This window comes from Streptomyces hainanensis (assembly GCF_004348415.1).
GTDB classification, from domain to species: domain Bacteria; phylum Actinomycetota; class Actinomycetes; order Streptomycetales; family Streptomycetaceae; genus Streptomyces; species Streptomyces hainanensis.
This window is the reverse complement of the sequence record NZ_SMKI01000292.1, coordinates 1-10,078: the sequence shown is the minus strand read 5'-3', so window position 1 is coordinate 10,078 and position 10,078 is coordinate 1. Positions and strand designations below refer to the sequence as shown.

10 protein-coding genes are annotated in these 10,078 nt (G+C 73.9%); 5 read left to right on the top strand and 5 right to left on the bottom strand.

The features are described from left to right. Positions 1-25 precede the first annotated feature (25 nt). On the bottom strand, positions 26-874 hold the full coding sequence (gene nth, locus E1283_RS24100) for an endonuclease III (protein WP_243745060.1): 849 nt from the start codon (positions 872-874) through the stop codon (positions 26-28). Positions 875-1,151: 277 nt separating this feature from the next. Between nth and E1283_RS24095 the strand changes: the two genes are divergently transcribed. Further along, the gene (locus E1283_RS24095) at positions 1,152-1,826 is read left to right on the top strand and encodes a Crp/Fnr family transcriptional regulator (protein WP_132820226.1); all 675 of its coding nucleotides are present in this window, start codon (positions 1,152-1,154) and stop codon (positions 1,824-1,826) included. Positions 1,827-1,891: 65 nt separating this feature from the next. Here the strand turns inward: E1283_RS24095 and E1283_RS24090 are convergent, their stop codons facing one another. Both E1283_RS24090 and E1283_RS24085 read right to left on the bottom strand, forming a co-directional pair. Further along, positions 1,892-2,725 (bottom strand): MBL fold metallo-hydrolase, encoded by an 834-nt coding sequence (locus tag E1283_RS24090; RefSeq protein ID WP_132820225.1) that lies wholly within the window; start codon positions 2,723-2,725, stop codon positions 1,892-1,894. Further along, positions 2,722-3,555, bottom strand: coding sequence for an NUDIX hydrolase (locus E1283_RS24085; RefSeq protein ID WP_132820224.1), 834 nt, complete (start codon positions 3,553-3,555; stop codon positions 2,722-2,724). Before E1283_RS24085 ends, E1283_RS24090 begins: the two co-directional genes overlap by 4 nt. 83 nt (positions 3,556-3,638) lie before the next feature. On the opposite strand from E1283_RS24085, the gene E1283_RS24080 reads away from it, so the two are divergent. From E1283_RS24080 to E1283_RS24070, 3 genes are read left to right on the top strand one after another with little or no spacing between them, the layout of a single operon-like run. Beyond that, a complete protein-coding gene (locus tag E1283_RS24080; RefSeq protein ID WP_132820223.1) occupies positions 3,639-4,196 on the top strand; it encodes a hypothetical protein in 558 nt (185 codons plus the stop codon). 53 nt (positions 4,197-4,249) lie between these two features. Continuing rightward, positions 4,250-4,858 (top strand): SigE family RNA polymerase sigma factor, encoded by a 609-nt coding sequence (locus E1283_RS24075; protein ID WP_132820222.1) that lies wholly within the window; start codon positions 4,250-4,252, stop codon positions 4,856-4,858. Further along, on the top strand, positions 4,836-5,579 hold the full coding sequence (locus E1283_RS24070) for a hypothetical protein (protein WP_132820221.1): 744 nt from the start codon (positions 4,836-4,838) through the stop codon (positions 5,577-5,579). The genes E1283_RS24075 and E1283_RS24070 overlap by 23 nt, the downstream gene beginning before the upstream one ends. Positions 5,580-5,623: 44 nt before the next feature. Here E1283_RS24070 and E1283_RS24065 read toward each other — a convergent pair whose 3' ends face one another. Both E1283_RS24065 and E1283_RS24060 read right to left on the bottom strand, forming a co-directional pair. Next, on the bottom strand, positions 5,624-6,808 hold the full coding sequence (locus E1283_RS24065; protein ID WP_132820220.1) for a M20 family metallopeptidase: 1,185 nt from the start codon (positions 6,806-6,808) through the stop codon (positions 5,624-5,626). Positions 6,809-6,944: 136 nt separating this feature from the next. Further along, positions 6,945-8,525, bottom strand: a complete 1,581-nt coding sequence (locus E1283_RS24060; protein WP_207930510.1) for an AbgT family transporter — start codon at positions 8,523-8,525, stop codon at positions 6,945-6,947. A 188-nt stretch (positions 8,526-8,713) separates the two neighbouring features. Between E1283_RS24060 and E1283_RS24055 the strand changes: the two genes are divergently transcribed. Next, positions 8,714-9,778: an Lrp/AsnC family transcriptional regulator gene (locus E1283_RS24055; protein WP_132820219.1), complete on the top strand. Its 1,065-nt coding sequence runs from the start codon at positions 8,714-8,716 to the stop codon at positions 9,776-9,778. Positions 9,779-10,078: the final 300 nt, after the last annotated feature.

Below are 10,078 nucleotides of genomic sequence, written 5' to 3'. Positions count from 1 at the left end.
GGCGGGGCGGCGCCAAGCCGCCGGCTCAGGGGGCGGCGGCCGGCGCCGGTTTGCCGGGGAAGTCGGCCGGGGGCCGCAGCCGCTGCCCCGGCTGGCCCGCCAGCTCGTACTTGAGCAGCCGCTTCGCCTTCTCGGGGTCCGTCTCCCCCTCGCCGTACGAGGGGCACAGATGCGCGACGGGGCAGGCGCCGCACGCGGGCTTACGGCTGTGGCAGATGCGGCGGCCGTGGAATATGACGCGGTGCGACAGCATCGTCCACTCCTTCTTGGGGAAGATCTCGCCGACCGCGGCCTCGATCTTCTCCGGCTCCGTCTCCTCCGTCCACTTCCAGCGGCGGACGAGCCGCTGGAAGTGGGTGTCGACGGTGATCCCGGGCCTGCCGAACGCGTTCCCCAACACCACGTGGGCGGTCTTGCGGCCCACGCCCGGCAGCCGCACCAGGTCGTCGAGGCGACCGGGGACCTCGCCGCCGAAGTCGTCCCGCAGGGCCGCGGAGAGGCCGATCAGCGACTTCGTCTTGGAGCGGAAGAAACCGGTGGGCCTGATGATCTCCTCGACCGCCGCCGGATCGGCCGCCGCCAGGTCCTCGGGGGTCGGGTAGGCGGCGAAGAGCCGGGGGGTGGTCTGGTTCACCCGGAGGTCGGTGGTCTGCGCCGAGAGGACCGTGGCCACCAGCAGCTCGAACGGGTTCTCGAAGTCGAGCTCGGGGTGGGCGTAGGAGAAGACCTCGGCCAGCACCCGGTTGGTCTTCCTGGCCCGGCGCACCATGGCGACCCGGCTCTCCGGCCGCCCCGCTCCGACCCCACGGGCGGCCCCCGGTCGCCCGCGCGGAGCAGCGCGTTCGCTCTCGGCGGAATCCTGGGTTGCGTTCACCCGCCCGGCTCCTTTCCTCGTGATTCCCTCACGTCTCGCTCACGGTGCCACCGCACGGCCGTTCCCCGGCCGTTGGGCACCCGGCCAGCGTAAACGGCGGCACCGACATTCGCGCCGACCTCCACCGAATCACTGCTCGAACGGGGCCCTGGCGTAGGAGAAGGCGTTCCGGTAGGTCAGACTTGTGACTGATAGCACTGCCGGAGCGTCCGGCATGATGAAGGGCGTGATCGCGCCCCACCGCCCGGCGCACCCCGGCCGATAAGGAGAGGAACTCGTGGACGACGTTCTGCGGCGCGCCCCGCTCTTCGCGGCGCTCGATGACGAGCAGGCCGCTGAGCTGCGCGCTTCCATGACCGAGGTGACGCTGGCCCGCGGCGACACCCTCTTCCACGAAGGAGACCCGGGCGACCGGCTCTACGTGGTCACGGACGGCAAGGTCAAGCTGCACCGCACCTCGCCCGACGGGCGGGAGAACATGCTGGCCGTGCTCGGCCCCGGCGAGCTGATCGGCGAGCTCTCCCTCTTCGACCCCGGCCCGCGCACCGCCACCGCCACCGCGGTCACCGAGGTGCGGCTCCTCGGCCTCGGTCACAGCGACCTCCAGCCCTGGCTCAGCGTCCGCCCCGAGGTCGCCTCGGCGCTGCTCCGCGCCGTGGCCCGCCGGCTGCGCAAGACCAACGACCAGATGTCCGACCTGGTCTTCTCCGACGTGCCCGGCCGGGTGGCGCGCGCGCTGCTCGACCTCTCGCGCCGCTTCGGCGTGCAGTCGGAGGAGGGCATCCACGTGGTGCACGACCTCACCCAGGAGGAGCTGGCCCAGCTGGTGGGCGCCTCCCGCGAGACCGTCAACAAGGCGCTGGCCGACTTCGCGGCCCGCGGCTGGCTGCGGCTGGAGGCCCGTGCCGTGATCCTGCTGGACATCGAGCGGCTGGCCCGCCGCTCGCGCTGAGCGGTTCCGGCGGGCCCGGTGGGCCCGGTGGGCCCGGTGGGCCCGGTGGTTCCGGCTCGGGCCGGTCAGACCAGGCCGTGCTCGCGGAGGTAGTCGAGCTGGGCGAGCACCGACAGCTCGGCCGCCGGCCACAGCGCGCGGTCCACGTCCGCGTAGACGTGGGCCACGATCTCCGGCGCGGTGCGGTGGCCGGCCTGGTACGCCGTCTCCACCTCGGCCAGCCGCTTGGCCCGGTGCACCAGGTAGTAGTCGATCGCGCCGCCCGGATCGCGCAGCGTCGGGCCGTGGCCGGGCAGCACGGCCGTCAGCCCCGTCCGTTCGGCGAGCTCGCGCAGCCCGCGCAGTGTGTCGAGGTACTCGCCGAGTCGCCCGTCCGGGTGGGCGATGATCGTGGTGCCCCGGCCGAGCACGGTGTCCCCGGTGAGCAGGGCGTCGTCGGCCGGCAGGTGGAACGACAGCGAGTCCGACGTGTGCCCCGGCGTGCCCACCACCTCGACCTCCAGGCCGGCCACCCGGACGACGTCGCCCGCGGCCAGCCCCTCGCCGCCCAGCCGCAGCCGCGGATCGAGCGCCCGCACCGGGCTGCCGCCGGTCAGCTCGGCGAAGCGGGCGGCTCCCCCGCTGTGGTCGGCGTGGCCGTGCGTGAGCAGCGTGACCGCCACCCGGCGGCCGGCGTGCTCCACGGCCTCGGCGACCCGCCGCAGATGGGCCTCGTCCGCCGGCCCCGGGTCGACGACCACGGCCTCGGCGGCGCCCGGCTCGGCCAGGATCCAGGTGTTGGTGCCGTCCAGCGTCATGGGCGACGGGTTGGGTGCCAGCAGTCGGAAGGACCGCGCGGTGACGGGCCCCTCGCGCACCGCCTCGTCGGGCCGGCCCGGCAGCTCGGACGCGTCGGTCATGTCCTCCGCTCCTCCTCACTCCGTTCGCCGCCCGGCGACGGTTGCCAGGGCAGCCGCTTCTCGAACTCCTCATACCCCGGCCAGCTCAGCACCACCTCGTCACCCACCAGCCGCGCCCGCGCCAGCACCGGCTCGGGCTCCGGCCGCGCGCCGGCGGCGGCCAGCGCGGCGGCGGCCGTGCGGTACGGCAGCAGCTGTCGCAGGGTGGCCACGGTCGGCGGCATCATCAGCAGTTCGCCGCGCTCGTAGCGGGTGACGGCCGCCGCCGGCGGCAGCCACTCGGTGCGGTCCGCCTCGGTCGAGGCGTTGCGGGTGTGCTGCCCGGGCGGGAGCGCCGCCACGAAGAACCAGGTGTCGTAGCGCCGCGCCTCGAACTCGGGCGTGATCCACCGCGCCCACGCCCCCAGCAGGTCGACGCGCGCCACCAGGCCACGCCGGGCCAGCAGCTCGCCGAACGGCGGCCGCCGGCCCAGGTCGTCCCCGGCCGCGACGAGCCGCCCCGGCTCGGCGGCCGGCGCGGCGAGCAGGACGCCCGTCTCCTCGAACAGCTCGCGGGCCGCCGTGTGGCGGACGGACTCGTCCGTCGGATCCGCCGACCCGCCCGGGTAGGCGTAGGCCCCGCCCGCGAACGCCATCGACGCGCGCCGGCGCAGCAGGAACACCTCGAGCCCGGCCTCGCCGTCCCGCAGCAGCAGCACGGTGGCCGCCCGCCGCGGCTCCACCGGCGTCAACTCGCCCCGGGCCAACGCCCGGATCCGCTCCGGCCACTCGGGCGGGAACCACTGCCCGCCGCGTCGACCACCGCCCACGTTCCCGCTCCCCAGGCCCATGACTGGATGCTACGCGCGTGCATCGATTCCGGACCGGGCCGCCGTCTGTACTCGTGACAGGCTCATCCACGAACGGAGACCTCATGACCGGCTCGACCCGCTTCTCCCCCGCACGGCGGTCCCTCGTCGCGGCCGCCTGCGTCGCCTCGGCCGCCGTGCTGGCCATGCCCGGCACGGCGTCGGCCGGCGGCAACGGCGTGCTGGAGGTGGCGGCCTACGAGGCCGTCACCATCGACGAGGAGCACGTCATCGGCCTGCTGCCGGAGGGCCGGCAGAACTACGTGATCTCCCACCCGGACGGCTTCGACGAGGCCGTCGAGCAGGCCAGGCAGCTGGTGGGCGACGACATCCGGCGGAACAGCATCAGCGCCGGAGTGGAGTCCGTCGACGGCGAGACGACCCTCGTCTACGGCGCCTGGCGGCTCGACGAGAAGCCGTCCGAGATCGTCATCGTGCCCGAGGGCGTGACGGACTGGGGCTTCGCCGCCCAGCCGGTGACCCTTGAGGACGAGCCGGGCTGGGGCGCCTACTACGCGTCCGCCGAAACCTTCGGGGGCGACCTGCCCGAGCGGTTCACCGTCGTCGCGTACGACGAGAACCACGAGGTGTTCGACGAGATCGAGATCACGCCCTGGCCCTGAGCGGTGCGGCCGCCCCCGTCCCCCTGATCGACCACCGAACCCCCGGATGGCTCTTGGACACCCGCGCTGAGGTCGAGTTCACGGAGTTCACGACCAGCCGCTGGCCACGGCTGCTCAGAACGGCCTACCTGCTCACCGGCAGCCATCACGATGCCGAGGACCTGGTGCAGGCCGTGCTCGCGAAGGTCTACGTGAAGTGGGACCGGGTGCGGAGGGCGGCCGACCCCGACGCGTACGCGTGGCGGATGCTGATCAACGCGCACCGGGACCGGGCGCGGCGGCTCAGGCTGCGGGAGTGGCCGCTGTCGTTGCGGCCGACGGCGGAGGGGTTCGCCGGCGGGGACGACGGCGGCCCGGACCCGGCCGAGGAGATCGTCGACCGCGACGCCCTCGTCCGCGCGCTGCGGCGGCTGCCGCCGCGGCAGCGCGCGGCGGTGGTGCTGCGGTACGTCGAGGACCGCTCGGAGACCGAGGCGGCCCGGCTGCTCGGCACCCGGGTGGGCACGGTGCGGAGCCAGGCCGCCCGCGGCCTGGCGAAGCTGCGGGAGGACCGGGGCGTGCGGGGGATGCGGTCCTCGGTGGCCGGTGGGGGCAGCGGGGTCGACGCGGTCGACGGGGAGAGGACGGAGGTGGTCGCCGATGGTGGTCCCGGACGAGCGTGAGGGCGCGGGCGCGGACGTGGACTCCGACGCCGGGGTGATCGGTGGGCGGCTGCGGGCCGCCGCCGACGCCCTGGTGGCGGGGCCCGCGCCGCTGGACGAGATCCTCGGGCGCGGCCGCCGCGCCCGGCTGCGGCGCCGGCTCGCGGCCGGCGCGGCGAGCCTGGCCACGGTCGGCGTCTGCCTGACGGCCGTGCTGGTCATGGCACCCGACGGCGCGACGCCGCCGGATCCCCCGCCTCCGATCGCGCCGGCCCCCTCCCCCGCGGAGGTCCCGCCGGACGGGCTGCGGGTGGTGGGGCCCGGCGAGTCGGTGGAGGTGGCCGACCAGGTGTCGATCTCGCTGTCGTCGGACGAGGACTACGAGCTCACGGTCGCCGACTACACCCCGGCGCCGCCGTGGGGCGGAGAGAGCGGCTTCGGCTCAGGGGCGGCGCCCCGGCTGACGCTCTCGGTCGCGCACTGGACCGTGCGCGAGCGGAGCCTCTACCACGGCTTCTGGCGCTCGGAGAACCCACCCGACCGCGTGGTCGTCGAGCTGGGCGACCGGGAGTACGACGCCACCGTGCTCGCCCTGCCGGGCAACCCCGGCTGGGGGGTGTTCCTCCTCGACGCCACCGGTCTCGACGCCACCGGTCTCGGCACGGACCGGACGGCCCGGGTCACCGCCCGCGACGCGAACGGCGCCCCCTTCGCCTCCGCCGCTGTCTCCCCCGGCCGCTGACCCCGCCGCGGCGGGGTCGGACCCCGCCGCGGCGAGCCGGAGCGTCACGCCGCCCGCTCGGCGAGCCGCAGCAGGGTGCCCGCCGTCAGGGCCGTGCGGTCGGGGATGTCGGAGACCCGCACGTACTCGTGCCTGGCGTGGGCGCCGTCGCCCGTCGCGCCCATGCCGCACAGCACCGGACGGCCGAGCGCCGCCACGAAGTTGGCGTCGCTGCCGCCGCCGACGAACAGTTCGGCCAACGGCCCCCGGAGGGTGGTCGCGACCTCGTCGGCCACCGCGAACAGCCGGCGACCGGCCGGACCCGGGCGCATCACCGGGCGGTTCCAGCCGCCGCCGACGGTGAGCGTGACCCGCGGGTCGGGCGCCGCGAGTGCCGCCAGCACGCCGTCGATGCGCGTGCTCTCCTCCTCGCTGCCCACCCGCACGTCCACCAGGCAGTTCGCCTCGCCCGCGATCACGTTGCGCGCCGTGCCGCCGCTGATCTGGCCGACGTTGACCGTCGTCCCGCGCTCCGGGTCGGCCGCCGCCACCAGCCGCCGGATGACCTCCGCCATGCCGTGGACCGCGCTCGCGCCCCTGGTCGGGTCGAGGCCGGCGTGCGCCTCGACCCCCGTCGTCGTGAGGGTGAAGATGCCGACGCCCTTGCGCCCGGCCTTGACGCCCCACTCGCCGCCCGGTTCGAGGACCAACGTGGCCAGGGCCTCGTCCGTCGCCCGCTCGATGCGCGGCCGGGAGACCACGCTGCCGGTCTCCTCGTCCCCGTTGAAGACGAACCGGACGGTGGGCCTGGGCAGTTCGAGCTCGCGCAGCGCCCGCAGCGCCCAGATCCCCTGCGCCAGGCCGGCCTTCATGTCGAAGACACCGGGTCCCGAGGCCCGCCCGTCGGCGACGGCGAACGGCCAGGCGGCGGCCGTGCCGGCCGGCCACACGGTGTCGTAGTGGCCGACGACGGTGACGACGCCGGCGCCCGGGTCCCCCGCGTACTCGGCCTCCAGTACGTCGCCGAGTTCCGGCTCGCGGTGCCTGACCAGGTGGTCGGGGCGGCCGAGCCGGTCGTGGAGCAGTTCGGTCAGCAGGTCGGCGGCGGCGTCGAGGAGGGCCTTGTCCTCGCTCGGCGACTCGGCCTCGACGAGCCGCCGCAGGTCGGCGAGCTGGTCGTCGAGGCGCCGCGGGTCGCGGCACCAGTCGGCGACGCGGGACAGGGCGGGGTCGGCGGCGGGTGCTGGCATGGTGTTTCGACTCTCCGGTGGTTCGTGACGTGCGGGTTGGCCGAGTTGGCCGAGTTGGCCGAGTTGGCCGAGTTGGCCGGATTGCTCGGGTTGGGCGCGGTACTCGTGTGCGTCGTGCGTTCCTCGTGCGACGAGGTCAGGGGGTCGGCGCGCCGGGCCCGAACGGGATGCCGAGCGCGTACCAGCCGAGGAAGAGCACCGTCCAGACCGCCAGCATCGAGACGGACACCGGCAGCGTCAGCGACATCAACGTGCCGATCCCCGCCCGCGGTCGGTAGCGCCGGACGAAGCCGAGGCAGAGGACGAAGTACGGGCTCATCGGCGTGATGGCGTTGGTGCAGGAGTCGGCGATCCGGAACAGCGCCCAGGTGGTCTCGGGCGCGACGTCGAGCAGCATCAGCATCGGCACGAACACCGGCCCGATCAGCGCCCACATGGCGGAACCGCTGGTCAGCACCAGGTTCATGACGCTGACGACGAGGATCACGCCGACGAAGACCAGGGTGAGCGGGACGCCTGACGAGTCCAGCAGCCGGGCGCCGCTGATGGCCATGACCTCGCCGATGCCGGTCCACTTGAAGTAGGCGAGGAACTGCGAGATCGCGAAGAACAGCACCAGGATCGGGGCCAGTTCGCGCAGCCCCTGGGCCATCAGGTCGGGGACGTCCCTGGGTTCGCGCACCGCGCCGACCGCCCGCCCGTAGGCGACACCGGTGGCGAGGAAGAGGAGCGAGAGGAAGACGGCGACGTTGTGCACCAGCGGCGAGTCGATGACGGCGCCGTGCTCGCCGCGCAGCGGGGAGCCGGCCGGCAGCGCGGCGGCCGCGATGGCGAGGACGAGGGCGAGCGCCGTGTAGCCGGCGGCGCGCAGGCCGCGGCGCTCGTCGGCGCCGAGCGAGAGGTCGGGCAGCTCCTCCTCGGCGTCGTCGTGGCCCTGCGCCTCGTCGTGGCCCGCCGCCTCGTCGTCGGCCGCCATCTGCGCGACCCGACGGCTGAGCAGCGTCTCGGCGACCAGGGTGACGACGAGGGCCAGGACGACGGAGGAGGCGAGCGAGAAGAAGTAGTTGGCGACCGGGGTGACGGCGTAGTCGGGGTCGATGGTGCCGGCCGCGGCCGTGGTGAGGGCGGCCAGCGTGGCGTCGGACGGGGTGACGAGCGGGCTCGCCGCGTGCCCGCCGGAGACCGAGACGAAGGCGACCACCGCGCCGAGCACGGGGCTGCGGCCGATGGAGCGGTAGGCGATGGCGCCCAGCGGGATCATGACGACGAACGCCGCGTCGGACGCGACGTGGGCGATCATGCCGGTGAGGGCGATCATGAACGTGACGGCCCGGACCGGCACCCGGGCGAGCGCGGCGCGCAGCATGGCGGTGAGCAGCCCGGCCTTGTCGGCGACCGAGACGCCGAGCATCACGACGAGGACGACGCCGAGCGGTGGGAAGGCCGCGTAGTTCTCGATCAGGTCGTCGAGCATCATCGTGACGCCGTCGTCCGAGATCAGGCTCCGGACGGCGACGGTGGCGCCGTCCGTGGGCGACTCGGCGGAGACGTCGGCGGCGGTGAGCGCCCAGCTCAGCACGAGCAGGAAGCCGCTGAGTATCACGAAGAGCCAGAAGGGATGGGGCAGTCGGTTGCCCGCCCGTTCGATGACGCCGAGCACGCGCAGGGTGATCGCCACCGAGCCCGTGGGACGGTCGACCGCAGTCCTGGTGTCCACCTCGGTCCCTCTCTCGTCCGTTGTTCAACCACGTTTCCGCACGGCGCACGGCTGGAGTGGCGTATTGCGCCAACATGAGAAGCCATAGCGGTTGAATGTGTCAATAGATGCGCATCGAGCGGCTGTTTCTGCCGCGTAACTTCTGGACGATGGCCCGGCCAGGGCCGCCGCCGACTAGGATCGACGGCATGCCAACGGCCACCGTCACCACCCGGCGGTCATCGAAGCGCCCGGAGGAGCGGTTGCTCGATGACGTCGACCTCGATCTGGTCGCGGCGCTCCAGATCGCGCCCCGCACCCCGGTCAACACCCTCGCCGAGGTGCTGGACAGCTCGCCGAGCACCATCGCGCGCCGCCTCGGCCGGCTGCGCGCGGAGCGGCTGCTCCGCGTCGTCGGCCGCCTCGACTGGCCGTTGATCACCACGGAGAACCCGCGCCAGGTGTGGATCAACTGCGTGCCGGGACGGTCGGCCGAGGTGGCGCGCCACATCCTCGAACTGGCCGAGGTGCAGACGCTGTTGCTGACCACGGGCAAGGCGGACATCTACTGCACGGTCTACCCGCTGCTCGGCACCGACATCTTCGACCTGCTCACCAACCGCCTGCCCGGCATCCCGGGCATCGTCTCGACCGAGTCCCAACTGGTGCTCCGCGCCCACACCATGGGCCAGAGCTGGCGGCTGCGGCGGCTCGGCGCCGAGCAGGCGGCGCGGCTCGGCGAGCACGCGGTGCGGGTCACCGGGGAGCGGCTCACCTCGCCCGAGCAGCTGTCGGAGCTGGAGCGCAGCGCGCTGGAGCTGATGGCGGCCAACGGCCGGATCTCCGCGGCCGACATCGCGCGCGAGCTGGGCGTCAGCCGCTCGACGGCCTACCGCACCTCGCAGCACCTGCTGGAGTGCGGCGCGCTCTGGCCGAGGGTGGAGATCGAGCCGACGCTGCTCGGCTACCCGCTGAACGCCCTGATGTCGCTGACGGTGCTGCCGCAGGCCATCCCGCGGCTGCTCGACACCCTGGGCGGCCACCCGTCGGCCCGCTACGTCTCGATGGTGGCCGGCTCCTCGTCGATGATCCACTACGGGGTCTACCGGGACGAGGAGGATCTGGCGCACTTCATCACCAGCGACCTGGGCGCCTCGCCCGGCATCACCGAGGTCGACACGTGCGTGGGGGTGCGGGTGCTGCGCCGCCACTGGACCGAGCGCGACGGCGTGCGGCTCGGGCCCCGCCTCGACGGCTTCCTGCGCCGGGGCTGACGCCACCCGCCCGTCAGGGCACGAAAAAAGGCCCGGTGACGGCTTTCACCGCCACCGGACCACGTCCTGGGCCTGCGAGGTGGGCTCCCTGCGCCGGCATTACCCGGTTCAGGTGGTTGGAGGTCGCCTCCGGTCCTCGTTCTCGGCCTTCGGCCTCTCAGTCCGTTCCTTCGATCCTCATCCTGCTCGAGTCTCTCCGGTTCGAACTCCCTCGCTCGCCCCACAGGCACTTTCTACGATAATCCACCACATACCGGACGTCAAGCGCCACCGGCTTCCCCGCCCTCACCGCCCTCACCG

Bases quoted from the DNA above. Each gene is read 5' to 3' on its own strand.
- E1283_RS24090 (WP_132820225.1), bottom strand. From the start codon at position 2,725: ATGACCGACGCGTCCGAGCTGCCGGGCCGGCCCGACGAGGCGGTGCGC.
- E1283_RS24085 (WP_132820224.1), bottom strand. From the start codon at position 3,555: ATGGGCCTGGGGAGCGGGAACGTGGGCGGTGGTCGACGCGGCGGGCAG.
- E1283_RS24080 (WP_132820223.1), top strand. From the start codon at position 3,639: ATGACCGGCTCGACCCGCTTCTCCCCCGCACGGCGGTCCCTCGTCGCG.
- E1283_RS24070 (WP_132820221.1), top strand. From the start codon at position 4,836: ATGGTGGTCCCGGACGAGCGTGAGGGCGCGGGCGCGGACGTGGACTCC.
- E1283_RS24065 (WP_132820220.1), bottom strand. From the start codon at position 6,808: ATGCCAGCACCCGCCGCCGACCCCGCCCTGTCCCGCGTCGCCGACTGG.
- E1283_RS24055 (WP_132820219.1), top strand. From the start codon at position 8,714: ATGCCAACGGCCACCGTCACCACCCGGCGGTCATCGAAGCGCCCGGAG.